Source organism: Haladaptatus caseinilyticus, from assembly GCF_026248685.1.
Taxonomy (GTDB): Archaea; Halobacteriota; Halobacteria; order Halobacteriales; family Haladaptataceae; genus Haladaptatus; species Haladaptatus caseinilyticus.
Genome location: NZ_CP111041.1, coordinates 121,104 through 147,826, shown reverse-complemented (window position 1 = coordinate 147,826; position 26,723 = coordinate 121,104). Strand labels below are relative to the sequence as shown.

General features: G+C 51.2%; 34 protein-coding genes and 1 tRNA gene. 20 read left to right on the top strand and 15 right to left on the bottom strand.

The annotated features are described in order from the left end of the window. Positions 1-66: 66 nt before the first annotated feature. Entirely contained in the window at positions 67-885 is an 819-nt protein-coding gene (locus OOF89_RS20750; RefSeq protein WP_266082534.1) for a GNAT family N-acetyltransferase, read from the top strand. A 498-nt stretch (positions 886-1,383) separates the two neighbouring features. Beyond that, entirely contained in the window at positions 1,384-2,226 is an 843-nt protein-coding gene (locus tag OOF89_RS20745) for a formate/nitrite transporter family protein (protein ID WP_266082532.1), read from the top strand. A 330-nt stretch (positions 2,227-2,556) separates the two neighbouring features. Here OOF89_RS20745 and OOF89_RS24825 read toward each other — a convergent pair whose 3' ends face one another. Continuing rightward, positions 2,557-2,757 carry a DUF7835 family putative zinc beta-ribbon protein gene (locus OOF89_RS24825; RefSeq protein WP_266082530.1) on the bottom strand — a complete coding sequence of 67 codons (201 nt, stop codon included), beginning with the start codon at positions 2,755-2,757 and terminating at the stop codon, positions 2,557-2,559. Positions 2,758-3,093: 336 nt separating this feature from the next. On the opposite strand from OOF89_RS24825, the gene OOF89_RS20735 reads away from it, so the two are divergent. Together OOF89_RS20735 and OOF89_RS20730 are read left to right on the top strand one after the other, a co-directional pair. Next, on the top strand, positions 3,094-3,525 hold the full coding sequence (locus OOF89_RS20735; RefSeq protein ID WP_266082528.1) for a DUF7344 domain-containing protein: 432 nt from the start codon (positions 3,094-3,096) through the stop codon (positions 3,523-3,525). A gap of 176 nt (positions 3,526-3,701) precedes the next feature. Continuing rightward, positions 3,702-3,992: a HalOD1 output domain-containing protein gene (locus tag OOF89_RS20730; protein WP_266082526.1), complete on the top strand. Its 291-nt coding sequence runs from the start codon at positions 3,702-3,704 to the stop codon at positions 3,990-3,992. 14 nt (positions 3,993-4,006) lie between these two features. Here the strand turns inward: OOF89_RS20730 and OOF89_RS20725 are convergent, their stop codons facing one another. Further along, entirely contained in the window at positions 4,007-4,708 is a 702-nt protein-coding gene (locus OOF89_RS20725) for a helix-turn-helix domain-containing protein (protein WP_266082524.1), read from the bottom strand. Positions 4,709-5,040: 332 nt separating this feature from the next. Beyond that, positions 5,041-6,402, bottom strand: coding sequence for an NAD-dependent succinate-semialdehyde dehydrogenase (locus OOF89_RS20720; RefSeq protein WP_266082522.1), 1,362 nt, complete (start codon positions 6,400-6,402; stop codon positions 5,041-5,043). 237 nt (positions 6,403-6,639) lie between these two features. Here OOF89_RS20720 and OOF89_RS20715 point away from each other — a divergent pair, with 237 nt between their 5' ends. After that, positions 6,640-6,966, top strand: coding sequence for a hypothetical protein (locus OOF89_RS20715; RefSeq protein ID WP_266082520.1), 327 nt, complete (start codon positions 6,640-6,642; stop codon positions 6,964-6,966). Positions 6,967-7,833: 867 nt separating this feature from the next. Here the strand turns inward: OOF89_RS20715 and OOF89_RS20710 are convergent. After that, positions 7,834-7,907, bottom strand: a tRNA-Thr gene (locus OOF89_RS20710). Positions 7,908-8,067: 160 nt separating this feature from the next. Here OOF89_RS20710 and OOF89_RS20705 point away from each other — a divergent pair. The 6 genes from OOF89_RS20705 (at position 8,068) to OOF89_RS20680 (ending at position 11,236) form a co-directional block, all read left to right on the top strand. Next, positions 8,068-8,565 (top strand): hypothetical protein, encoded by a 498-nt coding sequence (locus OOF89_RS20705; RefSeq protein ID WP_266082518.1) that lies wholly within the window; start codon positions 8,068-8,070, stop codon positions 8,563-8,565. Positions 8,566-8,857: 292 nt separating this feature from the next. Next, positions 8,858-9,118, top strand: a complete 261-nt coding sequence (locus OOF89_RS20700) for a hypothetical protein (protein WP_266082516.1) — start codon at positions 8,858-8,860, stop codon at positions 9,116-9,118. Positions 9,119-9,827: 709 nt separating this feature from the next. Continuing rightward, the gene (locus OOF89_RS20695) at positions 9,828-10,043 is read left to right on the top strand and encodes an SWIM zinc finger family protein (RefSeq protein ID WP_266082514.1); all 216 of its coding nucleotides are present in this window, start codon (positions 9,828-9,830) and stop codon (positions 10,041-10,043) included. Between the two features lie 128 nt (positions 10,044-10,171). Then, positions 10,172-10,456 (top strand): AbrB/MazE/SpoVT family DNA-binding domain-containing protein, encoded by a 285-nt coding sequence (locus OOF89_RS20690; RefSeq protein WP_266082512.1) that lies wholly within the window; start codon positions 10,172-10,174, stop codon positions 10,454-10,456. Next, complete coding sequence (locus tag OOF89_RS20685; protein WP_266082511.1) at positions 10,449-10,910, top strand: type II toxin-antitoxin system VapC family toxin; 462 nt, start codon at positions 10,449-10,451, stop codon at positions 10,908-10,910. The genes OOF89_RS20690 and OOF89_RS20685 overlap by 8 nt, the downstream gene beginning before the upstream one ends. Before the next feature lie 41 nt (positions 10,911-10,951). Next, entirely contained in the window at positions 10,952-11,236 is a 285-nt protein-coding gene (locus OOF89_RS20680; RefSeq protein WP_266082509.1) for an SWIM zinc finger family protein, read from the top strand. Between the two features lie 194 nt (positions 11,237-11,430). Here the strand turns inward: OOF89_RS20680 and OOF89_RS20675 are convergent, their stop codons facing one another. Together OOF89_RS20675 and OOF89_RS20670 are read right to left on the bottom strand one after the other, a co-directional pair. Further along, on the bottom strand, positions 11,431-12,195 hold the full coding sequence (locus OOF89_RS20675; protein WP_266082507.1) for a hypothetical protein: 765 nt from the start codon (positions 12,193-12,195) through the stop codon (positions 11,431-11,433). Between the two features lie 228 nt (positions 12,196-12,423). After that, a complete protein-coding gene (locus OOF89_RS20670; RefSeq protein WP_266082505.1) occupies positions 12,424-12,588 on the bottom strand; it encodes a hypothetical protein in 165 nt (54 codons plus the stop codon). 268 nt (positions 12,589-12,856) lie between these two features. Here OOF89_RS20670 and OOF89_RS20665 point away from each other — a divergent pair, with 268 nt between their 5' ends. Continuing rightward, entirely contained in the window at positions 12,857-13,066 is a 210-nt protein-coding gene (locus OOF89_RS20665; RefSeq protein WP_266082503.1) for an SWIM zinc finger family protein, read from the top strand. Between the two features lie 505 nt (positions 13,067-13,571). Continuing rightward, a complete protein-coding gene (locus OOF89_RS20660; protein WP_266082502.1) occupies positions 13,572-13,871 on the top strand; it encodes a hypothetical protein in 300 nt (99 codons plus the stop codon). A gap of 370 nt (positions 13,872-14,241) precedes the next feature. Here the strand turns inward: OOF89_RS20660 and OOF89_RS20655 are convergent, their stop codons facing one another. The 6 genes from OOF89_RS20655 to OOF89_RS20630 form a co-directional block, all read right to left on the bottom strand. Continuing rightward, positions 14,242-14,478: a hypothetical protein gene (locus OOF89_RS20655; protein WP_266082500.1), complete on the bottom strand. Its 237-nt coding sequence runs from the start codon at positions 14,476-14,478 to the stop codon at positions 14,242-14,244. Positions 14,479-14,669: 191 nt separating this feature from the next. After that, positions 14,670-15,080, bottom strand: a complete 411-nt coding sequence (locus OOF89_RS20650; protein ID WP_266082498.1) for a GNAT family N-acetyltransferase — start codon at positions 15,078-15,080, stop codon at positions 14,670-14,672. A gap of 120 nt (positions 15,081-15,200) precedes the next feature. Continuing rightward, positions 15,201-15,764, bottom strand: a complete 564-nt coding sequence (locus OOF89_RS20645; protein ID WP_266082496.1) for a GNAT family N-acetyltransferase — start codon at positions 15,762-15,764, stop codon at positions 15,201-15,203. Between the two features lie 291 nt (positions 15,765-16,055). Next, complete coding sequence (locus OOF89_RS20640; RefSeq protein ID WP_266080869.1) at positions 16,056-16,766, bottom strand: phosphoglycerol geranylgeranyltransferase; 711 nt, start codon at positions 16,764-16,766, stop codon at positions 16,056-16,058. A 57-nt stretch (positions 16,767-16,823) separates the two neighbouring features. Further along, positions 16,824-17,273: a type II toxin-antitoxin system VapC family toxin gene (locus OOF89_RS20635; protein WP_266080867.1), complete on the bottom strand. Its 450-nt coding sequence runs from the start codon at positions 17,271-17,273 to the stop codon at positions 16,824-16,826. After that, a complete protein-coding gene (locus tag OOF89_RS20630; RefSeq protein WP_069451581.1) occupies positions 17,270-17,599 on the bottom strand; it encodes an AbrB/MazE/SpoVT family DNA-binding domain-containing protein in 330 nt (109 codons plus the stop codon). The genes OOF89_RS20635 and OOF89_RS20630 overlap by 4 nt, the downstream gene beginning before the upstream one ends. A gap of 386 nt (positions 17,600-17,985) precedes the next feature. Between OOF89_RS20630 and OOF89_RS20625 the strand changes: the two genes are divergently transcribed. The 4 genes from OOF89_RS20625 to OOF89_RS20610 all read left to right on the top strand — a co-directional run bounded on the left by OOF89_RS20625 (position 17,986) and on the right by OOF89_RS20610 (position 19,526). Then, the gene (locus OOF89_RS20625) at positions 17,986-18,270 is read left to right on the top strand and encodes a DUF7344 domain-containing protein (RefSeq protein WP_266082494.1); all 285 of its coding nucleotides are present in this window, start codon (positions 17,986-17,988) and stop codon (positions 18,268-18,270) included. Between the two features lie 72 nt (positions 18,271-18,342). Further along, a complete protein-coding gene (locus OOF89_RS20620; protein WP_266082492.1) occupies positions 18,343-18,726 on the top strand; it encodes a hypothetical protein in 384 nt (127 codons plus the stop codon). Positions 18,727-18,767: 41 nt separating this feature from the next. After that, positions 18,768-19,118 (top strand): TrmB family transcriptional regulator, encoded by a 351-nt coding sequence (locus tag OOF89_RS20615; RefSeq protein WP_266082490.1) that lies wholly within the window; start codon positions 18,768-18,770, stop codon positions 19,116-19,118. Positions 19,119-19,229: 111 nt separating this feature from the next. After that, on the top strand, positions 19,230-19,526 hold the full coding sequence (locus OOF89_RS20610) for a hypothetical protein (protein ID WP_266082488.1): 297 nt from the start codon (positions 19,230-19,232) through the stop codon (positions 19,524-19,526). Positions 19,527-19,731: 205 nt separating this feature from the next. Here OOF89_RS20610 and OOF89_RS20605 read toward each other — a convergent pair whose 3' ends face one another. Together OOF89_RS20605 and OOF89_RS20600 are read right to left on the bottom strand one after the other, a co-directional pair. Continuing rightward, positions 19,732-20,517, bottom strand: coding sequence for a sulfite exporter TauE/SafE family protein (locus OOF89_RS20605; protein ID WP_266082486.1), 786 nt, complete (start codon positions 20,515-20,517; stop codon positions 19,732-19,734). A 14-nt stretch (positions 20,518-20,531) separates the two neighbouring features. After that, positions 20,532-21,830 (bottom strand): NRAMP family divalent metal transporter, encoded by a 1,299-nt coding sequence (locus OOF89_RS20600; protein ID WP_266082484.1) that lies wholly within the window; start codon positions 21,828-21,830, stop codon positions 20,532-20,534. An 821-nt stretch (positions 21,831-22,651) separates the two neighbouring features. On the opposite strand from OOF89_RS20600, the gene OOF89_RS20595 reads away from it, so the two are divergent. Both OOF89_RS20595 and OOF89_RS20590 read left to right on the top strand, forming a co-directional pair. Continuing rightward, positions 22,652-23,128, top strand: a complete 477-nt coding sequence (locus tag OOF89_RS20595) for a helix-turn-helix domain-containing protein (RefSeq protein ID WP_266082482.1) — start codon at positions 22,652-22,654, stop codon at positions 23,126-23,128. After that, positions 23,125-23,598 carry a hypothetical protein gene (locus OOF89_RS20590; RefSeq protein WP_266082480.1) on the top strand — a complete coding sequence of 158 codons (474 nt, stop codon included), beginning with the start codon at positions 23,125-23,127 and terminating at the stop codon, positions 23,596-23,598. Before OOF89_RS20595 ends, OOF89_RS20590 begins: the two co-directional genes overlap by 4 nt. A 104-nt stretch (positions 23,599-23,702) precedes the next feature. Here OOF89_RS20590 and sufB read toward each other — a convergent pair whose 3' ends face one another. Next, positions 23,703-25,133 (bottom strand): Fe-S cluster assembly protein SufB, encoded by a 1,431-nt coding sequence (sufB, locus tag OOF89_RS20585; RefSeq protein ID WP_266082478.1) that lies wholly within the window; start codon positions 25,131-25,133, stop codon positions 23,703-23,705. A 442-nt stretch (positions 25,134-25,575) separates the two neighbouring features. Between sufB and OOF89_RS20580 the strand changes: the two genes are divergently transcribed. Then, the gene (locus tag OOF89_RS20580; RefSeq protein WP_266082476.1) at positions 25,576-25,830 is read left to right on the top strand and encodes a DUF5789 family protein; all 255 of its coding nucleotides are present in this window, start codon (positions 25,576-25,578) and stop codon (positions 25,828-25,830) included. The last annotated feature ends 893 nt before the right edge of the window (positions 25,831-26,723 follow it).

Below are 26,723 nucleotides of genomic sequence, written 5' to 3'. Positions count from 1 at the left end.
GGGAAATCTAGAGCACTGTAACCGTTCTGGCACGGACTTTTCTGTTTCGAGAAGAAAAGTTGGCCTATGAAATTACGTGAGCCAACTCAAAGTGACACAGAGCGGATCCGCGAACTCACGGAAAGTACGATGACTGCTTCCTACGCTCTGAGCCCACAACAAATCGACAATCTCGTGGAGGATCAGTTTACCGAAGATCGCATAACAGGGCTTGTCGAAAGTTCCGAGAGCATCGTTCTCGTGCTTGAAGACGAAGACTGGGAGACCATTGTAGGGCTTACCGAGGCACATCTCGACGAAAACACTGGTGAAGTACGTTGGTTGTTCGTGGATCCGGAACATCGCGGGAAAGGAGTCGGAACTCAGTTGTTCGAAGTGATAACCGAAAAGTTACGCGAACACGGGGCAGAGCAAATCAAGGCTGGCACGCTCGATGCGAACAGAGAAGGTGGACAATTTTTCGAACAAGCCAATTTCGAGAAAATGAATGATCGGCACGTAGAGTACGGGGATGAAACCTTCATCGAGAACGTTTACGCGCAAACTCCGGCAGGGACAGACGTTTCAAGTAATTCCGCCTCAAGCGAAGTAGACCCGGCCGAGATGGAACTCCCAGATACTGAAACACACCATGGTGTTACGGCTGCTACGACGAGTGATGACCAAAAAGTGTACATAAACCGAGATGAGGCGGAATCGGGGACGGAAGAGCCATTTTTCGCCACGTACGTAGATGAAGAGTATTCTGAACAGTTCGGATATTATTGCAGCAATTGCGGCTCAATGGATATTGCAACAAACGCGCAGGATCAAATCGAATGTACTCAGTGTGGAAATATCCACTCTGCGAAATCAGCCGAATCGTACGATGACTCTTATCTCTGATATATTGTCATTTTTGTAGCGGTGCAGGGCACTCGAACCTCACCGTTTACTGTAGGATACACTGTCTGTCATCGGTCTCCGTTTTGCTTACGTGCTCAACGAGTACCGGCGCTGCAAACGAAGCCTGAATCAGTCCGTGACGGGAAGTCAGACAGACAGCGGCGGCATTTTCTCTAACAGTATGGCTTCTTGCGTCTCAGATGTATTGTCGCAGCGGTCGTTGCATCGATATCGTTCGTGAGTGTTTGGTGGTCAGTTCCATCCATCAATATCTCAGTCTTGCCCGGCGCGCAGCAAATCCGCTGTTCGCACGAGCAGCGTGATTCGAGAAGTTCACAGTCAGTCCGGAACGCTCAGATGAGGGTCGATAAGCTTTGCAGCACGATGAATATGTGTTCACGTATCCATTGATATTTTGCATTTAAATGGATGTTCGCTTGGTTGGGGTTGATGTCTTGAAAAGTGCTTTAACGCGTGCGTCCATTGAACTATTGTGTAATGAGCGCCACAGATGTCGGATCGACAGATGAACAGAAAGCATATGAGGATATCCTCTCTCAGGAAATCAGTCAGGCCCTCTCAGAACTCAACCGGTCGACTGAGGGGCTCTTCCTGTCAGGACTCTCTGCGGGGCTCGATATTGGCTTTGGTCCGCTGTTAATGGCGGTGATGGCGACGCTACTGACTGGTGCTCTTGGTGAACCAGTTACCGAACTATTGATGGCGAATATCTACGCTATCGGATTTATATTTGTCATCCTCGGCCGATCTGAGTTGTTCACTGAACACACCACGCTCGCCGTACTCCCAGTGCTTGACCAACAAGCTTCGCTATCCCAACTGGGCCGCCTCTGGGGTATCGTCTACGCTGGAAACATCCTTGGTGGCATAATCTTCGCTGGATTTGCAGTGGTTGTCGGCCCAGCAACTGGACTTATTAATTCCGCTGCATTCACCGATATCGCGTCAAGCCTTACCGACCATAGCTTGCTCGTATTGATTGCCAGCGGCGTGTTCGCTGGTTGGCTCATGGGCTTGCTTTCGTGGCTCGTCACCGCCGCACAGGAAACGATCAGTCGGATATTTTTCGTCTGGCTTATTGCTTCCACCATCGGATTTGCCCACCTTCCCCACTGTATTGCCGGAAACGTTGAGGTTCTCTTAGGCTTGTTCGCTAGTTCCAAGATTACGTTTGTGGACTATGGCAGATTCCTTGTGGGCGCGACGGCCGGAAATGTAATTGGCGGTACAGTTTTTGTCGCTCTTCTCAAATATGGTCACGTTGTTCGCGGTGGACAAGAGAGTAGAGGTGAACCTAATGAATCATTCGACGTCAGGTAACAGTCCGAACGGTAAATTTAGTCCTCCTGAAAAAGCTATTTCTGCCACATCATCTTAGAAATGGAAATGACCCATCCCCGCCTCGAGCTGTGAATAGTCCAAGGTGCACACCCATCTACAATCGAACTTTCTCATGAATGAACCGCGCACCCATCCTTCACATCAGTACCATTTATGCTGTCTAAACATTCATGCACGATGTTTTATTTATCACCGAATACGCGTTAGAAATCACGGGTGACGAAGCTCCCGCAGTTCTGCATTGTGTGCCTTCGATTCATAACTTCATTTGCTTCGGCGTGGTCGCTCTTGGCATGAATCATCACCACTCTACATGTTGTTTGCGCGCTGTTTGCTCGTTAAGCCACATTGTTGGCACTCCGTGATACGGTAGGGCTCTCGAGAGAACGCTGCGTTTGAATTTTCTTCGTTCTCAGTAACGATCTCAATCGTCACTTGATGAGGCGTCATCGCATTACAGTTCTCGCACAGTTCGCCGGATTGGCCGTCAGTAGTTGTTGTGGTGACCATGATTTTGTTAGGTCCGGTGGACTGTATTGTATCCCGTTCAGTTGCACTTTGCTACAGTAGAATAGAACAATGGGGAACCCTCTTTACCTACTGTCTTTGAATGCAAGCCATACTAAACCCGGCAGATATCATCGAGATATAGGAGATGCTTGCTAATGCAGCCCGTGAAGCTATTAATCTAAATCTATATTTCAAAACAGAACCTCGGGATAGAAAGTGTGTTCGAGCCGTGTCCCAATGATGAAGGGATCGATGACCCTACCAAGTACTTAGATCGGGTTCATACGCGTTGCCGGTACGCGGGGCACACTATCCGTGTGTTCTCAATACGTATCCATGAACCCACACGACAGCGATCGACCTGGTAGTTCCGATTCTCAAATGATTACCTCGCAGATTAACTATGAACCAACGAACACATCCCAATATGACGATAGCTCATCTTCTTCGAATCTATCCCTAAATACGTTCTTTGGTATCCTGTCTCACTCGTATCGCCGCTTGATTCTTTTATCCCTTTCACAGTCTGAGAACGATCTTGCAACAATAGACGATCTTGTCACTGTCATTTTGGCGCAGAAATCAGAAACCGAAACCAGTATGCAACGGACGCAGGACGATGCTGTGAGAGTTACACTGCAACATAACCATCTCCCAAAACTGGACGATGCCGGAATGATCGATTTTGATGCTCGAAGCGAAACCATCCGATATCGAAGTCATCCCGAAGTGGAAAAGTACCTATCTGTGCTCGATGAAACGATGTAGAACGTCTCATATCGTTTGGTCGGATAAGTCGTTTCATTACTACGTGAGGGTATTACTAAGAGAATAGTGGTTTCATCTCTTGCCAGAGGATGTTTATACCTACATCTTTGAGTATTGTATAGAGTACTCGTGAGGGATACCCTACTAGTCACGAGGACTCTGGGGAGAGGATAGAAATGGGAGAGACAACAACCAACGCACCGAGCAACAAGCAGACGACAGTGACAGACACATCGATAGTAGTGTTGATCCAAGCAGCAATCGCTGCCCGTGACGGTCCCGATTCAAGTGAGTGCCCGCCATTATACGAGGCTATCGATCCAGATGCACTCAACAAGCTGTTTGCTCCACTTCACAGAGAATCCGAACGACACGGGAAAGTGATTTTCGAGTACTGTAACTATCAGGTTACTGTCCACGCTGATCGGACGGTTGAGCTCGAACCAACCGACGCTGAGAGTGGCTAAGACACCGGCAGTTTTCACTCAGAGGCCACGTCTTTGTCGGAATCTGTTTCTGCTACCTCTGGTGTACCGACTCGATTTAGGAACACATAGTCGACCAGATTGCCATGGGCACGCCGCAGTCGTTCAGAGAGCGCTTGATGTGAGACATCAAGTTTTTCAGCCAAGTCATCTGCAGTGGCTTCGCGAGGCACCGAATAATAGCCGTGAGTAGTGGCAAGTTGTAGTGCTCGTTGCTGTGACTTTGTAAGTCCGAATCGGGTCTGAGATTTTCTTGTAAATTCCTGGATATTCTGAATTTCTAATGGAACCCCCTCCTCTTTACAGTATTCAGATGTGCGTCGCACTGCATCATGATCAGCGAACAATAACCGAAGATGCCAAGTGTCGTCTTTACCAGTAGCAGCGAGGACTGCTCCGTTTTCTTCGGCAAGAACCCTAACCAGATGGTTGACCCGATCGTTCCACGTAAGTTGATAGAGAGATTCTGTCTCGAAATCTGCGATTAGGTGAAAGTCAGTAACACTGTCGTCGTCGGTCAACGCGCACTCAAGCGCAAGACTATCGTCTGTATTGAACCATATGAATGGCATCAGGCCATCTCGATCGGTCGTAATTGTCTGTTCGACTTCGATAGTCACAGTTTCGAGCGTGGCCAACGTGTGCTTGAGTGCAAACTCTTCGGCAGCGATACTAACTTCGACGATCGTACCTCCCATATAAGATCCTATCTTGCCTACGACTATCTATCTTATTTATAAGCACATTACATATGCCATGTGTGTTTTCTTCGTTACAGAATGTGATTTTCCGATGGCGTTGTCTTCGCATTCCTTCGATGAGTGTGTATTATAAATCAAAGTTATTTAAAAATTTATAATAATCGGTCGGTTTTATGCTGACAAACGCTCAATTACGGGAGCGAACTATCTGGTTGTGCATTGTCAAGGTGGCTATTCGATTATGACCTTCCACGAGGTGGCGGAAGTGACCACAAGCCAACAAAAAGGCCAAGTGGAGTTCGTGGCCGATATAAAATTCCGCGCGTTAGTTACTCCACCCAAACGGTCTTCTTATTGACGAACTCTTGAATGCCGATCTCAGAGAGTTCACGACCATACCCAGAATCGTTGATGCCACCAAAGGGAACACGTGGATCTGATTTCACAAGTTGATTAACGTATACACAGCCAGCGTCGATTTGGCGTGAAAGTTGTGTCCCATGCTCCCGATCCTCTGTCCAAATACTGGCACCGAGTCCAAATTCAGTGTCATTTGCTTTTTTGATTGCGTCATCCTCATTAGAGACACGATAGATCGCCGCCACAGGGCCAAACAATTCTTCCGTATCTGCTGGGCAACCCTCTGGGATATCTGTAAGTATAGTGGGCGGGTAGAATGCCCCATCCCGGTCAAGTGGTTCTCCTCCAAGATGGAGCGTAGCGCCAGCGTCAATGCTTTCGGTCACTTGCTGGTGGAGTTCTTCCATTAAATCATGCCTTGCTTGTGAACCGATGTCGGTGTCCTCTTTCATCGGATCACCGATGGTCAGTGATTCGAATTCGTCCGTTAGACGAGGTAGGAAGTCGTCGTAGACATCTTCGTGAACAATGAACCGTTTGGCAGCGATACATGATTGACCCCCGTTCTGGTTACGTGCCCATGCACCAGTTTCTGCAGCATTATCTAAATCTGCGTCAGCAAGTACGACGAATGGGCCACTTCCTCCGAGTTCGAGAACGGTTTTCTTGAGATGCTCACCAGCTGTCGATGCGATGGCTCGACCAGCCGGGCCACTTCCGGTAAGGGTCGCGGCTTTCACCCGGTCATCAGCAAGTAGTTCATCAATATACGAAGAGGGAAGAAGTAGGGATTGAAAAACACCTTCAGGATACCCCGCTTCACGGAAAATTTCCTCGATAACCACTGCACATCCTGGTACGTTAGAAGCGTGCTTCAAAATTCCAACATTTCCTGCAGTGAGATATGGGGCCGCAAATCGGAACACCTGCCAAAACGGAAAGTTCCACGGCATAACAGCGAGAACGACACCTAATGGTTCGTACGATGTTTTAACAGTAGAACCAGCAGGACTTGGGTGATACTCATCTTCGAGGTAGGTGTCTGCATGCTCTGCATAATGATTGCAGACCCACTCACACTTCTCGATCTCCGCTTTCGCCTGTGTGATCGGCTTGCCCATCTCTTGAGCCATTAACTCGGCGTACTTCTGTGAGTTCTCTCGGAGGATCTCCGCAACATTCGCGAGGAGTAACTCCCGTTCCCTGAGTGGGCGAGTCCGCCACGAATCAAACGCAGCTGACGCAGTTTCAAGCGCAGCCTTTGCATCAGTAATGTCGTCGTCTTCGTACGTTTTGACCTGTTTTCCGGTTGCTGGATTCACAACATTCATGTTTTCTTTCCGTTGATGACGTCTACAAATATTGTACTCGTATATAGATATAAAACTACCGCCGCGACGTAACCAAAATTGGTTACGATATCACGGTATATTCGAATTTTGAAAGTGGTTTTGTCTATCTAACATCGAATTTCAATTGAATTCTCAGTTCGACGAATCGATGTCTGGTTCCGGCATCGCGATTTAGTGCCTGTATCACAGTAACCAATTACCGACACGTCCACTACAATGGCCAATAACGAACGCAAGCCAACGTGGCCACAGATCCGAGATGCACTTGGAGTTAACGAAGATTGCCTTCTCAGTGCGTGGCTCACGGGCAGTTTTGTGAACCCGACGAAGGAAGTCACACGGGAGAGCGACGTCGATGTTGTCCTTGCATTCGAGAGCTTCGATGCTATGGACGAATTCGAATATGACGGGCGCTATCCGGAGACAATCGAGGTCGGTGGCGTCCCCCGGGAGCTAGATCTCATCATCGGAGGACCTGAGAGTGATTATGATGATGGTGAGAGCGAATTGCTCTATGCGCATCCCAACGACGAATTCGAATAACGTCACTCAATCGAAACCGTAAGCAGATTATATTCTGAGTGACTTCTTTGTTTGGTGTAGTGTCTCCAGTAAATAGCGATCACCTATACAATAAACGACCGCTATTTCGGTTATGTCCAGATCACCCGACGAGCTTCGGTGCAATCCTTCGAAGGGTCGAATCAATAGACTATGACTGTGACGGCCTCGGTGGCTTCCCGTGCTGGCCGTGTGTATCTGCGCGGATCACAAGGGAACGTCAGCCCAATTCGCTCACCTGTCTCATTTATCATTTTGCGGATCACCAAAGGAGTGAACAGCGCTATGCAGAATCCAACCGCTCGCAAAGGCGGTTCCAATCATAACCAACGATGAACCATCATTGAAGAAGAGCCATCCACTCAAACCCAAGAGCACAAGCCCTGGGACAAGACTTTCGAGCACTTTGGGGAAGGCAAAGACACCGATCAGCAGATCGAGTAGCTTCCCGAGAGCGAACACACTTACAACTGGAAGCGTCCGTGTAAGCGGTAATCCGAGGGATAGCGTGATTCCTGTCGTAAGTACCGCAATGAGAAGCCAGCCAAGGAAATCGCGTTGCTCTTGACGTGTAGTTTGTAAGCGCGACTGAAGCAGTGAGGCCTGAGGGCTCATTAAGTCAACTAAATATTCATTTTCTCAGAACTCTAATAAAGGTAGTCCTCTATCTTAGATTCTCCGAGATCTGCCTCAAACACATGGAGAACGTTAAATCCGCAACGACCGTGCAAAATGACGATAGGAGAGGCAGTGCACCGACTAAGAAATGCTATCGTTAGTAGATTATACTAACCACATGCAATCTCAGGGAGTTTTCTCTCACATGCGGGTGCACAAACCGTAACAGAAAGCCTTAGGAGAGATTTGAACTCTCGACCGACTCCTTACAAAGGAGTTGCTCTGCCAGCCTGAGCTACCAAGGCACCTCGACATCAAAACGCATCCAACAAAGGCCTTCTCCTTTCGAGCTTGTAGTAGGGACGATGATAGAGACAACCTGTTGGTAGAACAGATGGCTCGAAACTCTTGATCTCCACCGCCACTGGGAAAGCTCTTTGACCCAATACCAATAAAAGACAGCTTGTGTCCCCCGATAACTCCCCCACCAAGATAGAGAATCTCTCCTTTCTCAATCCGGAGGACATCAAGCTCCAAAATACGCATTTCCTGGAACAGGATGGGATGGAGTATCACGTTGGACAAGGACTTCTTGATCATCGACTTCGACATGATATTTGGGTCGTGAGAAATGGGGATATCAAAAAACTCCTGCAACGATTTCCATACGACGAACCACTCCACGACCAATGCGCTTTGTGGATGCAAGCGTTCGTCGGTAAGCACTTTTTCCCGGATGCAAATCACCGAACGGGTGTCGTTATCCTTCGTGAGATTATGGCCGAAAACGATCTTCCTCCGGGTGACTGGGATCCAGAACGAACTCGGCAAGTGAGAGACGAATCGCACACTGTTCGAGGTGAACTACCAACAATTACTCTTGCAGATATTTATCAGAAAGATCCGCTCTATGACGTCTGGCGGCGCTATTTTGACGATGTGTTAGAATACGCGAAAAAGTAGTTATTCGTCGTCGTCAGCGTCAGCGAGCGCTGCATACAGTGCAGAGTTTTCTCGGACGTCCTTGTTCATCCGACGCTGCGCATCTTCATTCACGGGCATGTGCCGTACTACGAGATAGTGCCATATTAGACTTTGTGGTCTGGGACCTGATGGATCGATCAGCAGTGACTCCACTACATCCGAGCTGATGACTGTTCTCATGAGAAGTACGCTAATTTACTCTCCACCCTCCTGGAATCCACCAAATAACCACCCGTGGACTCACTTTCCCCCGTTCTAACTCACCTCGCTCATGCAACTCCTCGAGCCGCTGATGCACTGGCCGCCGCTCCATCTCCACCGTATCTGCGACCCACCAAGCGGTCACCGCCGGAAACTCGGACTCACGAATCACCCGAAGAATATCGTCATCGCTCGTTTGCTCCGCAAATCGTCCCTGCTCGTCGCGTTCACTCTCCCCCGATACTTCGCAAACGCATCATATCTCGTCCTAACTGCTCGAATCCTTCTGAACCACTATATGGTCACAATCATACTACTAACTCGGGACTAAGGAACCATAACGATTGGGTCATAATCGATTTACGAAGACGCGTTTCCCATCATCCCTCTGCGTAAGCAATTCAGGGGCCCCCGCTCGTTGGAGATAGTCTGTCGCAAACCCCTCCCAGACGTGTTCATGTTCGGCCGCATAGTACGCCCACGGATCGTCAACATCGGGCGGATACGTCTCAACTGAATCTGGTTTTTTTACTTCATTTATTAACTAAATAGAACAAACAATTTATATGTGCATCTGAAACAAAATGCTGTGAATTTCATCATACAGCTTGCTGCTATCGCGACGGGCTTACTCGGACTTGCATATATCATTGCTCCAAGGACAGTCCATCGATATGAACTCAAATTTGCCTCTACTTCGGATGAGCCATCTCAACGAATGATCTGGGTGTATCGATTCCTTGGAATTGGGCTCATTACAATCAGTATCTCCCATATTGTCTAAGAACTATTTCGTGATCGCTTTGTCAGAAACATTAATCACTACCCGCTGATTCTGGCATTGATTTCTGACCACAGCAAGCACCTTCTCAATACGACGCTTTTCAAGGAAGATCATATTGTAATCATCCGCAACCCATGACATTGCTGAGACGGCACAGAACCGCGCACAGACCGAACAAATCTCCTGCGACGCCGATGCCCACAGACTCATCAAAGTCACCAACAAGAGCCACGAGAACCCCGCAAGCCACCAATACGTGGTCTCCATCGACGACGTGACGCACGAACTGATGGCCTGCACCTGTCCGCATCACGTCCATCGGAACGCATTCTGCAAACACATGGCCGCCGTCGAAAACGCAACCGAAGAGGAAACGCTCGATGCCTTCCCGTCCGAGGACGACAACGATGTCGAACCCGACGACTGCGACTGTGATGGCCTCGGTGGCTTCCCGTGCTGGCCGTGCGTGTGAACGGGACGAAAAGAACTACCGAACTAACCTTACTCAACCTCCTTTTTTCGTTTAATGACTTCGGCGGAAGTAACGAAAATACTATGTGAGGCACAATGGTTAAGCTCATTCCCACTGTATGTGGGAACATGAGCAAAGTAGACTCAAAGGGACGAATTGTTCTCCCACAAAACGTCCGCCGACGGCTCGGAATTACACCCGGTACCGAAGTCGAAATCCACGAAGAAGACGGGAAAGCAGTTATCGAACCGGAGGACAAACCCGATCAAATCATCGCTGATCTCGAAACGATCATCGAAGATGCCGCAGCACACAGAGACCAATCCGAATACGACGAGCTAGATGTCGAAGCCAAGCACCACGTCGACACTATTCGACGGCAAGCAAATAGCGAAGAGACGAGCGATGAGTGATGAACCGTATCTATTCGATGTTGGAGTAACTGCCCTCGCACATGCAGGGACGCCAGTCAGCGATGTGGCGCTCACCTACGTCCGACAAGCAATTGCTGGGGAGATACAGGCAATTGTCCCGCATGCATCTCTTATTGGCGCTCATCACATCCTCTCATCTATTTATGGTTTCTCGAACGAGAGAGCCTCTGCGCTCATGCAACGATTCATGGATGCAAAGCGGGTTCATTGGTACGAGGAACTTGCTGAAGACACTGTTCGAGCTGGCTTTGAGTATGCAGGTGAGATGAATATCGATGGCTGGGATGGGTACTATGCACAAGTTGCTATTGAGGAGGGAGCGGAAACAATACTCACCTTAGATGATGACTTCGATCGGCTCGATGAGCTAACCACCGAAGTTATCCTTTCCCCTGAGGAATTTAGAACACTTAACGAGTTTCTGGGCTATTAATTTTTTTACAGTAGCTCAATTTCGATGGTAAGTTTTGCTAGATGAACGTCACCAACGAGAACCACGAGAACCCCGCAGACCACCAGTACATAGTCTCCATCGACGATGTGACCAACGAACTGATGGCCTGCACGTGCCCGCATCACGTCCACCGCAACGCCTTCTGCAAACACATGGCCGCCGTCGAAACCGCGACGGACGACGGGACGCTCAACGCCTTCCCCTCGGAGGACGAAGACGAACCAGACAACTGCGACTGTGACGGCCTCGGTGACTTCCCGTGCTGGCCATGCGTGCAAACAGGACAGAAAGAACTGCCAAACTAACCCCGTTCGGCTTGTCTATTGTTCCAGTCCACGGTTATACTGTCGTTCATCCAAACGTCTATATGCCATCAGTTCTTCTGTATAAACGAGCGCAAAGGTGCTGCGTGGAGCCTGTGTGACCATGCCCCGGAAGCCCGGCGGTGCAAACCAATGGGCGTTGACGACGGACGTGGGCACAGGAAATGCACCTGTTTCTAAATCCCAGAGAGTTGCATTGCCAGTTCTTCATACCCGCTATCGCGCACATACCGGATAATCGGCTGTAACGATTGCTCAAACGAATATGGCTCTCCGCCACCCATGTAGCCTTCAAACCAGCAACAGACACGTTGACTAACGGTATCTGCACGACGCTGTTCAAGCGACTCTGTTGCAACCCGATGTGATGAGTTCACCATCGAATTGTATGCTTTACCCCAGTGGTTGTGATACACCTCTTTCGAAATTGGTGCAGGTGGTTCTACAGTGGCGCAATGACGGGGGTGTTCGATTACATGTGCGAGATGGCTGGCACACAGATCAGCAAGGAGGGCTGTCGGGTAATAGAGTTCTGACTGAATGCAGGTCGCAATCGGTGGTATGCTAGATGAGATCCCGCGAATAGCATTGCCAAATCGATTCGCTTTATCTTCATTGCCGTCGAGGATCACTAATGTCTCTGGTGTTTGCAGTTCTTCGACGAGAATTGCCGATTGGACGGCTTCTACTCGCTCCTGATCTGAACCGTCATGTCCCAGATGAGCTGTTGCCTTCAATCGATGCCCATTAGCAACGATAACGTTTTCAAAAAGGTCGATACTGTCCTCGTGGTTGAGATTGTGGGATTTGTCTCGAAACGGGAAGAAGTTGTGTCCATCAGCAGCGGTATACAGACTATCGAGAACCGCAATTTCGTCCGTTCGTTCTGCATACGCAGCAACTGTGACAGTAACGTTTCCTACGGTACTTGCATCGATCACAATGGATCGCTCGTAGGTCGACTCTTCAGCTCGAAATGGGCGCACAGCTTCGTTGTTTGTTTCCGTTAATCAGCTTTTTAGCCTTCCGTTTTTACTTCGCTGAATGGAGGTACGTATCGCGTTCATACTTCTTCATCTCAACACGGCCTCGTATTTCCCGAAGCTGTCCCAAGAGTACGACCTCACAAAGCTATTCGCGTTTAACTAAATATCGCTTTAGTATTGTTTTCACTCCCACGCTGATCCCATTGCAATTCCCAGAACCAGCCCAATTGCGATCCCCATTGCTATGTCATCCATTGCAACTCCGATACCGGCTCCAAGTGCGATCCCAACTGCGATTCCAGCTCCCATCTTCCTCTCTGATCCATTTTCATCTTGATCTGAAGACATAGGGCTTCAATTTGTCATACCACCTAATAAACAGGCTGTATTCACCGATCTGAGGGTATGCACAAATCCATGAACAACTGATCCGATAACGAGGACACAACCGTCTGCAGCCCTTAAAGCTGACGAGACGGCACAGAAACGCGCACAGGCCGACCAATTCGCCTTCGACGTCAATGCCCCCGGACTCATCGAAGTCACCAACGAGAGCCACGAGAACCCCGCAACCCATCAGTACACCGTCTCCATCGACGACGTGACGCACGAACTGATGGCCTGCATGTGCCCGCATCACGTCCACCGCAATGCCTTCTGCAAACACATGGCCGCCGTCGAAAACGCGACTGACGACGGGACGCTCGACGTTTTCCCCTCCAAGGACGACAACGATACCGAACCAGAGGACTGCGACTGTGACGGTCTCGGGGACTTCCCGTGCTGGCCATGCGTGCGAACGGGACGGAAAGAACTGCCGAACTAATCTAAACCACAGTGGGAATCAATTGATTTCTGCTGACTCGTTCCAGTCGTGAAAATATAACAAGTACAGTCCTGCCGTGAGCACAATTGTTAGTGAAACAACAAGGAGGTTCCCGATTAACCGAAGAACTACAAATAAAATCCAGATAAGAGACATTCCCATCCCCTGTTTTGCACGTTTGGATGTCATTCGTCCAGTACGGTATCCACCATAGCTTACTATGAGTGCTATGAACCATACGATTCCAAGGACAACGAAGAATGAATCTGGGAACGCCATAGTGATTATAATAAGTTGCTGGATTCAGTCGGAATGGCCCTTGGCATCCCAGTGAGTGCATGCCGACTTGCCGAATGTTCTGAATCACCGATTTCCCGGCGGTATAATGATTCAAAATCTGCATCCCTTCGTTCTTCCCCCGCCAATCAACTGTGAACCCACCGAACACGAAGCGTCCCTTGTGCGGTGTATCAGGGACTCCTATTTTGAAATGCTGAGCAGGGCCATGGTACTCGCCCTTGGTGACATCGAACCCCTCGATCGTGTCTACACGCCCGTGCGTGAGGACCGCGTTCTGCCCGATAATTCCGAGGTTACGGAGTCCAACGTGGCGATGGTTCGTATTGAGCTTGTACCGACTGGGTGGGAAGTAGACGAGTGTATCGTTGTCGATCACACGGTCGAGAACATCATCAATCGCTTGCTTCCCCGTGTTGTCTGCACCTTTCTTCGTGATGTTGACTCGGTGCTTGAACTGGTCGGCATAGTTCGTCGGATCGAGTCCCGATGGTGTGCCACCTGTTGAATTCGCACTATTGGTACTGTTCGATCCATTATCTACCGCACCAATTCCACTGCCGTACACACATCCGGACAGTGACGCAAAACCGAGACTAGCGGTTGTCGCGAGAAACGCCCGTCGACTATGCGATTCGTGGTCATCTGTATCAGCGGTTGGTGGTGTCATAGGAGGAATCACTGGCGTTTCGGTGCAGGCGTTGTTTCTAGAATACGTTATTACACAAATCAAGATAAGTTTTACGTACGTAACTGAGTGAATTGAAAGAGGTATTTAAATTTTCAGATGCCTTCGTTAGCATTGTATACTAACAGGATCGTTGAAGAAAGAGTGAGAGGCGGGAAGAGCTCAAAACGCAGGCAGACCGAACGACTAGCTAGCGAGTAGTACCGGGAACGAGATCCAACACTTTCTCTGTCGCGACGTACTCATCGTCCTGCTCTTTGATGTATCCTTCAGCAAGGGCCTCGGCTATTGAATCGTCAATATCGCCGTCAAAGCGACTATGCTGAGTTGCAATCACACCGATGTGGTCGCGATCAATTGTCGGACGGTTCTGTCCGCCCGTGTTATGCTCGATTATCCGAGCGATGATTGCGGCATTCTCGCTCATATCGAGTGGTAGTGTCCGGACGTCGTTAAATCGGTGGGCGATATTGGTTAGTATTTCATACTAACCTGCGAGCAACTAGTCGGAGGCGAACACTCCCGATCAACACCCTTGCCCTTTCGATTGTAGATAGGTCGATATGAGCTCAAAGAAACAAATAAACAGTTAGTCGCAGAACGATCGTCTGATTCACGTTAGAGCTCCTTCTCGATAACGTACCCCCACCTGTTGTACTCTCGGCTTTCGTAGTACTGGTGGATTTCCTCTTTCGCGAGTGGTGACGCCAACGCAACGTATTCACACTCATTCTCGCTCGCCCACTGTTCAACGAATCGGATGAGTTCCGTTCCGTATCCCTCTTCTCTTCGGGATTCGTTGACAACCAGATCGTAGAGCCAGGCATGGCGACTATGATGGAGCATTTCTCGAATTACGACGCCCGCGACCCCGATAAGTTCGTCGTCAACAAAACCACCGAATAAGTGGTACTCTTCCTCACCTGTCCACGCAACAATTTCGTCACGGTCACGATCAGTCCAGAGCTGCTGGAGAAGTAGGGCTGCCTCTCGACGTTCACTCTCCGCTTCTAACACACGAATATCCATATGCATTCATATAGATGGGAACAGGAAAAAGTGAACGGTAGTCAGTATTGATCTCCCTTTTAGAGATGTGTGAATGTTCACTTTTAGATGAGATAATAAAACACGTCTAGTATCCCTAAATCATGTGAAATCCACGTTAGCATTCACAGAGTCTCTATCCCATTCATCGGCGAGGATTCCAAAGTAATAGTAGCTCACATACTCACCATCGGAATAGAATTCGTCGCGCTGAAACCCTTCCTCTGTAAAGCCAAGTGAGTCCCAGATCTGTTTGGAGGCAGCATTCGATTCTTGGACGCGTGCGATGAGTTTGTGGAGACGCAGCTGCTTGAATCCATATTCGACAATGAGTGCCACCGCGTCTGTTCCGTAGCCGTTGCCCCATTCGTCTGGTGTAATCCAGAGGCCGATTTCCCCCTTCCCTCGCTGATAGTCAAGTGAGAACAGCCAGATGAGCCCGATTGGCGTCTCATCGACACAGATGAGAAAGTAGATGCTGTTTTCGCCCTCGGTAATTCGCTCTTCGAGATGCGTCTGTTGTTGCGCGTGATTTGAGGGAGTATATCTTCCAATGTTTTTGCGGATCCGTGGATCATTGAATCCTTCTTGTATAAATGCGAGATCTTCCTCTTCGACTGTACACAGGGTAAGTGAATCGCTGCGGAGATATGCTGGGCCGGGCATCCGTATCACTAGTAATGATGAATCTCGGTAAATACCTCCACTTTATTATTTGATGACTGATAACAGAGACATCATCAATATTTCTTTAAGACCAAAGCAGTGGATTACTGTGTTGATTGCTTGAGTTCCGACAACCAAGTGTACTATGCCCGACCCACTCTGGAGTCAAATCGCAACTAAATTTAGATGGGCCGAGACAGCATTGGTTAGTAGCTCAAACTAGCCTATGGACGACTGATTACCGGCTCTTTCTCTCTGTTCCTCACCACTACAATGGGAGAGAGCACAGGATTACGAGTCGTGCTTTGCATCCCTTGTTCCACGAACAGTTGCCTCGACCACCTCGATACCGGCCTCATGGAGCACATCACCGACGATGACCGTGTCTGCGACACTTGCCATTTCGTAGGCCGAATTATAGTCGTGAATCCCCCCACCATAGAAGAGCTGCGCTGATGAGAGCGCATCTCGTGTGGCAGCGACAACAGCTGGATCACCAAGCATGCCAGAATACTCGAGATAGACGATTTCTTGGCTGAGGACCTGCTCAGCGAGTTCAGCATACGCAACGACGTCATCCGTATCAAGACCACAGTCTGCTTGGGTGAGCGTCGCAACTGATGACGCCGGATTCAGGACGATATAGGCTTCTGGCTGGACGTAGTCCCACTCAGGATCAGATGAGCGAACCCATTCGTGGTGTGCTCCTGTGATCCACAGTGGGTCATCGGCGTTCAGAACGATCGGAAGCAGGTACCCAGAGAGTCCCTCGGTATGAGATGACGACGGACGGTAGGTTGGCTCGACGAAGATGGGAATTTCGGTAGCAGAAAGCGCATCAAGAATCGGTTGAACACGGGCTTCGGTGACGTTCGTGGTGCCACCGATGATGATTGCGTCGGTCCCCGTGTCAGCAATGCTAGCGTAAGTATCCTCATCGTGGAGTGCTTTATCCGGGTCAACCTTCGCAATGTGGTCCCACTGTGCCCACGCAGCCGCCATACCTCAATGTAGTACGGAGATACGCAAACCGCTTTCCGTCTGTTCGTCTCCCACGTGTCACGCTGGCTCTGTCCGGATCCGTTCGACCGATACATCTACGACGAGCTCCGTGAAATCGTCGTCAGCACCGACCAGAAGCGTTGCATCTTCGGCAACCGCAAGCGCCACAGCATATGCATCGCCGAGCGCGATCCCTCCCGCTCCTTTCACTTCAGCTGCCAGTGGCCACGACTCGGAGGGAGCACACAGTGTGACACCGCCGTCCACCAAGTCACGCACGGCCTGTCGGCCGGTCGCCAGTGTCTCTTCTGTTGGCGTTCCCGGTGGGGAGCCAGTTTCAAAGCGGGCGATTTTGTACATCAGTTCGGTCGCCGTGATTTCACTGACCGCTACGGCCTCTTCACCCATGTAGACATCCGTCAGGAGGTCGCGGACAGTCTCCCCACCGGGTTCACCGTAGTAGTACGCAAGGAGAGGTTCCGTATCAAGAACGTAGCGATAGCTCATTCGTCGGTGGTCTCGTCTGTGTCGTCGGTAGCGACGTAGCGCTGATAGTCACGCTGGTCAGCGGTGTCCTCTGCCTGGCGCTCAGCTGCCTGCTCCTCTCGATGGTGCGTAATGACCTCGCCACGCTCGTAGTCTTCCCCCAGTGACCCGAAGCGTTCACTTGGTTTCGGGACTGGCTCGACGACGAGTTCGCCGTCTTCTTCGCGGAAGCGCACACGGCCTGGGATTTCGATGCCGTACTTCTCCCGGAGCGACTTGGGGATCGTCGCCTGGCCTTTGCGGCTGATACGAACGACGTGGTCGCCATTTTCACTCTTACTACTCATAGTTCTTTACTGAGTAGATAGTATGACTTCCAGAATATTAAAACATACGGTGAGAGGGGATTGAGCCCCCCAAGAACCGTCCACTGCCTCATGTTGCACTAAGCGGGTGTGGACACATCTGCTACCGACAGACGGACAGCATCGCTGGTCATTATTAAGGAATTCAAACTAGTCGCGCTTGGAACATAATACGTCTTACAGATGGTAAGATATGGGGACTGAGTGCGCATGTGTCCAATATGGTCGGGAAAACATACACTACGCCGAAATGTTAATACGGTTCCACACTCCAGCGGGCTATGACGGGGGACGAGTCATCTCCCGATGACTAGGAGACACATTTCAGTCGAACCACCGAGGAGAGCGCCGCCGAGCGCGATCTTGATATGGATGTCTCGGAGTCCATCCTCGAATTACAACCCGTCTTCGAGGCGATTGCACATCCACGACGACGCTACCTCGTCTACACACTCGCCGAAGAGACTGAATGGTCGCTTGATGACCTCGCGACTAAACTCGCTGCCTGGGAGACTGATACTGCAGAGACGAACATCGCGACGCTCGCGCGCCAGGAGCTGTATACATCGCTCTATCACTCCCATGTTCCGAAACTCGTGGATTTGGACGTGATCGAGTTCGATGACGAGACCGAGAAGATGCTCGATAACTGATGGCACTGCACAGAGGTTTCGCTACCGCGAGAACGATACCTCCCTAGGACACGTTTACTCGGAGGATGACAGATGACGTCAAGTAATGATCACACCAATGATGGCACCAAACTTGGACAGGACGAAAACGAACTCGACGATCCCGACATGACGTTTGTGACACAGGGTCAGTATGAACGTGAGAGCCACCACGATCTCACCACCGAAATCATCTTCGCGATCGCGGTCGCCGAGGATGTTGCCCCGATCGAGATCAAGGATCCATCCTTATACGAGTGTGTAGATATTGCTGCAATTGAAGACGGTTTCTTCGGCAAGAAAGTCGCCGGGCATACCCTAATGGCAAACCACCTACGGGAATCATGCCTTTTGGTAACACGAGACTCTCCAAACACTATTTGTCATGCGAGAAACGCCAGCTGCACACTGACTCCCATCATACGTGACGACGCTTGACGCTGTGGAATGCGAGTGAAATCGTTCTGTTCACTACAATCGTGTCTGATTCTCAGCCAGAGGTTTATGAATGTGAGTGCTTCGTCGCACTCATGCGCCTCCCACACGGGACCGCCAAAGACATCAGCGAGATTGCGGACGTCCCCCGAACGCGCGTCTATGACGCGGTCGAACAGCTCCAAGCATATGACCTTGTGCATATGCAACACGCCAGCCCTCAGCAGTATCGTGCAGTGCCGATCGACGTCGCGACCCAGATTCTGCAGCACCGCTTCGACGTCCGCATCACCGAACTCTACGACCTCCTCGAGAGCCTTACTCCCGTCGATATCGAACCTCATGACATGCCCACCGTGTGGCCACTCTCCACTGCAAAGACGATCACGACGTGACTGCAGGCCCTCATCACCGATGTCAGCGATGAAGTCGTTCTCGCGATCGGCTCGAATGACGGCCTGACTGACGCGTTAGTGGACGCACTCCACACCGCGAGCGATCGGGGGGTGGCTATTTTCATTGCCGCAACCTCAGAGACAACCCAACAGCGCGCACTGACGGAACTCCCCGACGCAGAGGTGGTTGAATCGTGGCCCGACTGGCTCGACACAAATGACGACAGCGTCCAGCTTGGCCCACTGGTGCTGGTTGATCAGTCGGAGCTGCTCATCAGTGCGGTGAGTCCCCAGAACGGTGCCCATGCGATTTGGGCCACCGGCGTCGATAACCGACTCGTCGCACTCGCGTGCCGGGCACTCGCCGTCAGCACTGCCACAGTCACTGAGCGCGACGACCGGTACTAACTCTCGTCGCAGCTGTGGCCCAAACGGTGGCCATCGACGCTGGTTCACGTCTGCACAATATTAGACAAGCGTGAGCAGGTGGACACCGGTGTGGCGCCTAGTCATCGCACTGAGGGTCGCCGTATATCCGCAACTTGGAACGAACTGCGTGATGCAAGGTGATGGCCCTTCTATGATTACTCCACCCCTTCCTACGATATCCTCCCTACGACAGCGCAAGGTACGGGCCAAGACCGACAAGCAGGACCGCAAGTCCGAGCTTGAGCCGGGAAGGATCGATATGCTGTGCGAAGCGCCAGCCAGCAACCACGCCGATGAGTTCTGGGACGCCTACCAGCACGGCCAGTGGCCACGAAACGGCATCCTGGGCAACGTAGCCGGCGGTGGCCCCGGCCGCGAGGAAAACCGACTGAACCTGTGCGAGAGCCACGGCGAGTAACATCGGAATACCCGCGGCCACTAGCAACGGCACGGCGATGACGGGACCGCCGACGCCCAACAGACCGCCAGGGACGCCCACAGTGAATCCGATGACCGTGATTGCGGCCCATCCCGACCAAGTAGCGGGATTGAGCTTGCGCTGCTCGTCCGTGGTTGTTCGGGCGCGGTACCAGACGACCACGCCGGAAAGCGTGAGGAACACGCCAAGTAGATGACCGAACAGTTGCCCGGAGACCATAGCGTTGAGACGGACACCGACGAGTGCACCAACAATCCCCCCAAGGCTGAGTAGTCCGGCTGCGACGGTTCGCTCGCGGTCGCCGAGTTCGCCAGAACGGAGATAGGTGGCGGTTCCGAGTAGCCCCGTGGCGACGAAGGTCGCGCTGGCTGTACCCGCGATGGTGCCAGGTGGGATATCCAGTAGGGCGTACAGCGCTGCTGTGACGAAAACGCCACCGGGACCGACTGCGGTAATTCCCATTCCACCCGCGAGAGAGACGATAACCAAAACGAACACGGTTGGAAGTGTGAGGCCGGCGATTGCAGCCATATTAGTTCACCCCCTCATCCGGCCAACCCGCCGGTGAAAATCGTCTCGATTACCAGCCCGCCAGCACTGTAGACTGAATAGGCTGCCACCAAGATGAGTGCAGTGTTGAGGATATTAAGCAGCCAACCGTTGGTATGGTCACCCATTACGTCGGGGTCGTTGACTGCCCAAAACAGTAGGGCAACGGTGATGGGTAATCCAATTACGGCGTTGTACGCCGGGAAGAGGATAATCATATCGATGACGCTGAGTCCCAAGTACTGGTGGATGAACGGCGAGAGACTACCGAGTGCGACGCCAGCAACGTAGATGACGAGGAACGTCCGCCGGCTATTGGCGTACTCACCGCCCAGCGTCTCGCGGATCATGTAGGCGGGCGCCCACATGATGGGAATGATACTATTGAAGGCCGCTGCGAGGGTTCCCACGAGGAAGACAACCATCGCCCACTCACCGAGGACAGTGGCCATAGCTTTGCCAGGCGTGAGGAACGTTTCGAGTTGCTCGTAGCCTGCCGGTCGCAGCACCGCGGCCGCAGCGACGACGATGGCAATAGTAGTGATGCCGCCGACTGTGTAGCCGATGGCGAGATCTCGACGCATGTTAGGAACCGCGTCAGCGCCAGACCAGCCTTTCTCTTCGACGAGCTCAGATTCGAGGAAGAAGTTGGGCCACAGCGCCGTGGTTCCAAGAATAGAAATAGCCAGAACCATCCCGTCCAGGCCGCCAAGTACAGGGACGACCCCCGTCGCTGCAGCGACGATATCCGGCGAGGAGACACTGGCGACGAGGACGTAGCTGCCGAGTAGCGCGAACATCATCGCGACCATGATCTTTTCAACCCAGTCGTAGCCGAGGATACCGACGACAATGGCCGCAACGCCGGTCAGATATGCGAAGGGAGCCCAGCCGATCGCTTGGAGGCCGAGAAGCACGACGATTCCCTTCCCGACAGCAGCGGTGAGTTCGAGGGTCCAGGCGACACAGCCGATCGACAAAAGTATCATGAGCACTGTCGAGGCAGTTCGTCCGAGTTTCTCTCTGGCAAAGGTGGCCAAGGATTGCCCGAAGATACCGAGACGAGCGCTCATATCCTGAGCCATGTAGCCAAGCAGAACCGCACCGATGACGGCCCACAGAAGCGAGTAGCCGTAGCGGACGCCGGCGGAACTAGCGATAAAGATCGATCCGGAGCCGAAGTAACTGGCGACCATCACAAATGCCAGCCCGTACTTCCGGAAGAAATCGCTTACCATGTTTTTGACGCTGAATATCGAGCGAAGATTGTCGTATGTGTTGAAGTCAAGACTCATTGTTTTACAGGATAGCTTTGGCTGTTTAGCGATGCACACGTTGGCAGGGGATTCGATAGAGTTCTTTTGAGACGACTACCCCGTCTCACGAGCGTCGTCACTTAGCCGGAATCGGTCGCGCTGGTAATGCTTCGCCGACATCGAACCGCCAAGTACGTCTACTACCTGGTGCACAACGTCCAAGAACTATATCACGAGATAGCTCATCTAGAGGTTTATTTCCTGCGATACCGGGAAAGGAACATTTTCTCACATGAGAGCTGCGTAGAACCGTTCTCGAGAATAAGCTTCAACCAGTGACTGAATACGATGCCACCAACGAAGATAGCCGCATGTTATAGGAGTCAACAGAGTTACAAATATCACAATAGGTGACCTCTTCCAAAAGCTCTCAGGAACGCGATCCTAACCCATGCAACGTGGAACCCTCTGCGCCTTGCTGAAGACTCTGCCGCACAGGTGTTTAGCGTTCTCCTGTCAGAAACAGCGCGCACGATCGATCTCCACTTGCAAGATGAGCCCGTGACTGACTCAGAAATTGCGTTACTAAAGCCTATTCAGTAGAAAATTATATGAAAATAAGAGATGCATCAAAACTCGGGCTTGTGGTGAGAATCTAGTTCGGTTCAGCGGGAAAAAGCGCGGATTGTCGTTTCTTATCTGACCGTCGATGCGACCAGCATACACCGAGACTCCACGCAAGCCGGTTAAAACTCAGTGATTCAATTTTCACAATTTTGAGTGTAGTGGTGATACTCTCAGATTCGGCTGTTCGACAGGTTTAGGTCCATACGAATATTTCGTATATTCGTGAAATTCGTATGAGAGTCACAAACGATACTCCCATCTCCCGGAAACGTCTCCAGACGGTGTTTGAGCAATTGGCACATGACCGCAAGCTCGAGATCCTCAGCCACGCAGCCAAGCACGAGCAGTTCGCCGTCACCACCCTCAAAGACGACCTTGGGCTCCCACATACGACAGCACACGACTATTGTCGCGAGCTGCACCAAGCGGGTCTCCTCCATCGGAAGCAAATGAAGCCTGCGACCTACACTGCCGTTGACTTTGATATTCATCTCTCACTGGACGCCATCGCGACGGCTGTTGAGGCAGAGTCCGAAACGACTGAGTATATGCTCGACACATATGGTGATAGTATCATCGACGAACTCCTTGATGTCTGGGAACGTGTCGAGGATGGTGACCTCACCTATCGCGAGGCAAGTGGTGTACTTGAGATACAGCATGCTGATTTCCTTCGACTGGCAGCTGAACTCGAGTTGTTTACCCGATGAATGTGGTCGTGCTGGACGCAAATGCGGTTGTCATGCATGGGAGAGCGTTTCCAGATCGCGTTCGAACCGCCGTTGAAGAAGGATTAACGCTTGTCCTTCCTCGTTCGGTCAAGCAAGAACTCGTTGATGATGTGCTTGCGGCTGAAAACGCACCAGTCAATCATCATGCCTCTGCACAGGCAATTCAACAATTAGTTGATGACGGATTTCTTGTGCTTCGGATACCGGATTTCGAGACGTACAGTGGCGTAATTGACGAAGCACGTCAGCGCATTGCAGACGACACGCTTCCGGAACATACCGTCAAAGCGGATCAGTACATTCCAGCCCTCGTCTGTGGCCTTGCTACTGACGAGACTGTCCACCTAGCCACTGCCGATACCAAACTCCGTGCGATCGTGCAGGACATCGTGACCCAACATGGGGTAGGAGAGGATGTCATTCTACGAGATCCGTTGACCGTGCTGTAGTTGATAACCCCAATCTAAATTAAGCTGCAGTGAACCCCCTTCAGGGTCAAATCAGTGGAACTCGGCTTGAATTCCTGTAAAATGATTCTAGAGATCTAAAAAGACTAGCCAAGGCTTCCCTCCATTTCGAGTTCGATGAGACGGTTTAGCTCCACCGCGTACTCGATCGGGAGTTCTTCCGTGATGGGTTCGATGAACCCGCTCACAATCATCTGTTTCGCGTCGTCGTCGTCCAATCCGCGACTCTGGAGGTAGAACACGTCCTCGTCACCGATCTTCCCGACCGTTGCCTCGTGAGCGACATCGACGCGGTCTTCGTTGATTTCCATGTACGGCATGGTGTCCGACGTAGATTCGTTGTCGAACATCAGCGCGTCACACTCAACGGACGTGCTCGAATCCACCGCACCATCGCTGATGTGGACAAGACCACGGTAGTTCGTTCGGCCGCCGTCCTTGCTGATGGACTTCGACTCGATTGTCGAGTTCGTTTTCGGCGCGTTGTGGTACACCTTCGCGCCGGTGTCGATGTTCTGACCTTTGCCAGCGAACGCGATGGAGATCTGATTTGCGCTCGCGCCACGTCCCTTCAGGATGGAACACGGGTACAGCATCGTTGCCTTCGATCCCATGCTGCCAGAGATCCATTCCATGCGGCCCCCGGCTTCGACGATGGCACGTTTGGTGTTCAGGTTGAACGTATTCTTCGACCAGTTTTGCACAGTCGAATACTGGACGTGGGCGTCCTCGTCCACGAACACTTCGACGCCGCCGGAGTGGAGGTTGTGACTGCCGTATTTCGGGGCAGAACAGCCTTCGATGTAGTGAACCTCGGAGCCTTCCTCGGCGATGATGAGCGTGTGCTCGAACTGCCCCATCCCTTCGGAATTCATTCGGAAGTACGCCTGCACGGGCATTTCGACCGTTACATTCTCGGGAACATAGACGAACGACCCGCCAGACCAAACGGCCCCGTGGAGTGCCGCGAACTTGTTGTCGCTCGGCGGCACGCACTTCGTCATGAAGTACTCTTTGACGAGGGCTTCGTGCTCCTGGACGGCTTCGTCCATGTTGCAGAAGACGACGCCCTTTTCCTCCCACTGGTCCTGCATGTTCTGGTAGACGACCTCGGACTCGTACTGGGCACCGACGCCGGAGAGCGCTTTGCGCTCGGCTTCCGGAATGCCAAGTTTCTCGAACGTGTCCTTGATGTCGTCCGGGAGGTCGTCCCAGCTGTCCGCGCCTTCACGCTTGTCCACGTCCGGGCGAATATAAGGAATGATCTCTTCGACGTCGAGTTGCGTCAAATCGGGCTGGCCGGGCCAGTCCGTCGGCAGGGGCATATTCTGGTAATGTTCCAGCGCGCGAAGGCGGCGCTGGAGCATCCATTCGGGTTCGTCCTTGTCCTCGCTGATGAGGCGGACGACCTCTTCGGTCAGTCCCTTGTCGGATTTGACCGCGGCTCGCTGTTCTTTCTTGAACTCGAACCGTTCCTCTGTGTCTGTATCGCGCAGGTGATGCTGGTCTGAACTCATATTTAAAAGTGAGTGCTCTAGCCTGATGAGGCTGGTGGGTAAGTTAACGATGGGCAGCGAGTGTGTGCTGGGATCTTCGTTGATTCGTTCCTCGACCATCTCCTTCCCGTCCACGTAATTTGAAATAGAGCGTTCGCAAACCCACTGAAGGTCGCGATCTCCGTTCTTCTCTACGGGAACAACGTCAGCAAGGTACCCGTTCGGTCGACCTGGCGATGCCCGACCCTTACAGAGATATCGTACAGCCGGGCCGAACACCGACGAAGTCAACCTACTTGGTAAGTTGTTGACCCGAGTAGAACGAAAGTAAAGTTGTTTAGAGCGACCACACTAAACCCGATAAATAGTCATCTCGCTGTCTACTCGTATCTAGTACACTACTGCTAATTATCCGATCAATTAGCCAGTACCTTATTGCGGCTCGTAATTCTACCACAGTCGTATGAGTGATAATTGGCCTTCGGTTGAAGACCGAGCAGAAAGTGGCGAACTCGGTGACTTCGAGGAGCCCCTCGAAGAGCAAGACTATCCACTCGCAGAAGATGAGTTGGTTTCCGAATATGGTGAGTATGAGGTCGAATCAGGCGATGGCACACAATCCATCGAAGAAGTATTTAGTTCAGTCGACGAGAAAACGTACAACTCGGCAGATGAAGCCCGAGACGACATACTAAATAAGCTAAACCGACAAGAATAGAAAACTGGTCTCGCAGCATTGTCTATTTTGAGATAATATCTGTAGTAACTGTTTGATACAGTGTTGACCCCGATTGCTCACCCAGTGAATTGATCGGTCTAGGTCTGTTGATGACCTCTCGACGATTCGGCGGTCACGGTCGTTCCTAGCCTATCGAAGGAAAGGCAGATGTTCGAGACGGTATGTGGGAAGTTCGAATACTACGACGACTAGCAAATACCATTTGTTCACCAAGCGAATGCAGTACTTGTCCGAGAGCAAGAGATTGAGTACGTATTTGCCTTGGATAGCGTTTTTAAGCGAGGATTTTCGAACGTCTGCCGGTGGATTGATAATGAATACAGTGATGTGAGAGATTTAGCTCAAGATCGGAGTGCTGAGTTAGCGCTCCGAATACCATGCTTGCTATTGTTGTTCACCATCAAGATGTTCGTACTTATCGACAATGTCTTCTAACTCTGCTATGCGTTGTCGAAAATCGTCGATTTTCTCGTTAAGCGTACTAATTGTCTCCTGAGAACTCCAATTACTTTTCGTGTATTGGCTTCGATAATGTGAACCGCCTGCATCTCGTTCAATTGCTGTAACAGTTTGTTTTGAGAATCAGTCATAGTCTAGTCTTACTGTGGGAAGGAACCATCACAAATCCTTGGGTCAAAATACTTACTGATTTTAATCATGAGAAATCCGATTAGCTCTGACAACCGAGACTGCGACTAAGCTGTACGCTGAGTCGGCAGAACGTTCTCAACAGCTTGGCTTTTTCACAAGATCATCGTTTCCGGTATCTGTCGACCGTGTTCGGACGTATTTTGTCGCTCCGTGAGTCACGCCAACCACTTCGGTAAGGTTTCCTCTGTACTCGACGAGGACTGTATCGCCGTTTTGTTCAA

Excerpts from the sequence above, each read along its gene's own strand:
- OOF89_RS20750 (WP_266082534.1), top strand. The coding sequence starts at position 67 with ATGAAATTACGTGAGCCAACTCAAAGTGACACAGAGCGGATCCGCGAA.
- OOF89_RS20745 (WP_266082532.1), top strand. The coding sequence starts at position 1,384 with ATGAGCGCCACAGATGTCGGATCGACAGATGAACAGAAAGCATATGAG.
- OOF89_RS24825 (WP_266082530.1), bottom strand. The coding sequence starts at position 2,757 with ATGGTCACCACAACAACTACTGACGGCCAATCCGGCGAACTGTGCGAG.
- OOF89_RS20735 (WP_266082528.1), top strand. The coding sequence starts at position 3,094 with ATGAACCCACACGACAGCGATCGACCTGGTAGTTCCGATTCTCAAATG.
- OOF89_RS20730 (WP_266082526.1), top strand. The coding sequence starts at position 3,702 with ATGGGAGAGACAACAACCAACGCACCGAGCAACAAGCAGACGACAGTG.
- OOF89_RS20725 (WP_266082524.1), bottom strand. The coding sequence starts at position 4,708 with ATGGGAGGTACGATCGTCGAAGTTAGTATCGCTGCCGAAGAGTTTGCA.
- OOF89_RS20720 (WP_266082522.1), bottom strand. The coding sequence starts at position 6,402 with ATGAATGTTGTGAATCCAGCAACCGGAAAACAGGTCAAAACGTACGAA.
- OOF89_RS20715 (WP_266082520.1), top strand. The coding sequence starts at position 6,640 with ATGGCCAATAACGAACGCAAGCCAACGTGGCCACAGATCCGAGATGCA.
- OOF89_RS20700 (WP_266082516.1), top strand. The coding sequence starts at position 8,858 with ATGCAACTCCTCGAGCCGCTGATGCACTGGCCGCCGCTCCATCTCCAC.
- OOF89_RS20690 (WP_266082512.1), top strand. The coding sequence starts at position 10,172 with ATGAGCAAAGTAGACTCAAAGGGACGAATTGTTCTCCCACAAAACGTC.
- OOF89_RS20685 (WP_266082511.1), top strand. The coding sequence starts at position 10,449 with ATGAGTGATGAACCGTATCTATTCGATGTTGGAGTAACTGCCCTCGCA.
- OOF89_RS20680 (WP_266082509.1), top strand. The coding sequence starts at position 10,952 with ATGAACGTCACCAACGAGAACCACGAGAACCCCGCAGACCACCAGTAC.
- OOF89_RS20670 (WP_266082505.1), bottom strand. The coding sequence starts at position 12,588 with ATGTCTTCAGATCAAGATGAAAATGGATCAGAGAGGAAGATGGGAGCT.
- OOF89_RS20665 (WP_266082503.1), top strand. The coding sequence starts at position 12,857 with ATGGCCTGCATGTGCCCGCATCACGTCCACCGCAATGCCTTCTGCAAA.
- OOF89_RS20660 (WP_266082502.1), top strand. The coding sequence starts at position 13,572 with ATGGTACTCGCCCTTGGTGACATCGAACCCCTCGATCGTGTCTACACG.
- OOF89_RS20655 (WP_266082500.1), bottom strand. The coding sequence starts at position 14,478 with ATGAGCGAGAATGCCGCAATCATCGCTCGGATAATCGAGCATAACACG.
- OOF89_RS20650 (WP_266082498.1), bottom strand. The coding sequence starts at position 15,080 with ATGGATATTCGTGTGTTAGAAGCGGAGAGTGAACGTCGAGAGGCAGCC.
- OOF89_RS20645 (WP_266082496.1), bottom strand. The coding sequence starts at position 15,764 with ATGCCCGGCCCAGCATATCTCCGCAGCGATTCACTTACCCTGTGTACA.
- OOF89_RS20640 (WP_266080869.1), bottom strand. The coding sequence starts at position 16,766 with ATGGCGGCTGCGTGGGCACAGTGGGACCACATTGCGAAGGTTGACCCG.
- OOF89_RS20635 (WP_266080867.1), bottom strand. The coding sequence starts at position 17,273 with ATGAGCTATCGCTACGTTCTTGATACGGAACCTCTCCTTGCGTACTAC.
- OOF89_RS20630 (WP_069451581.1), bottom strand. The coding sequence starts at position 17,599 with ATGAGTAGTAAGAGTGAAAATGGCGACCACGTCGTTCGTATCAGCCGC.
- OOF89_RS20625 (WP_266082494.1), top strand. The coding sequence starts at position 17,986 with ATGGATGTCTCGGAGTCCATCCTCGAATTACAACCCGTCTTCGAGGCG.
- OOF89_RS20620 (WP_266082492.1), top strand. The coding sequence starts at position 18,343 with ATGACGTCAAGTAATGATCACACCAATGATGGCACCAAACTTGGACAG.
- OOF89_RS20605 (WP_266082486.1), bottom strand. The coding sequence starts at position 20,517 with ATGGCTGCAATCGCCGGCCTCACACTTCCAACCGTGTTCGTTTTGGTT.
- OOF89_RS20600 (WP_266082484.1), bottom strand. The coding sequence starts at position 21,830 with ATGAGTCTTGACTTCAACACATACGACAATCTTCGCTCGATATTCAGC.
- OOF89_RS20595 (WP_266082482.1), top strand. The coding sequence starts at position 22,652 with ATGAGAGTCACAAACGATACTCCCATCTCCCGGAAACGTCTCCAGACG.
- OOF89_RS20590 (WP_266082480.1), top strand. The coding sequence starts at position 23,125 with ATGAATGTGGTCGTGCTGGACGCAAATGCGGTTGTCATGCATGGGAGA.
- sufB (WP_266082478.1), bottom strand. The coding sequence starts at position 25,133 with ATGAGTTCAGACCAGCATCACCTGCGCGATACAGACACAGAGGAACGG.
- OOF89_RS20580 (WP_266082476.1), top strand. The coding sequence starts at position 25,576 with ATGAGTGATAATTGGCCTTCGGTTGAAGACCGAGCAGAAAGTGGCGAA.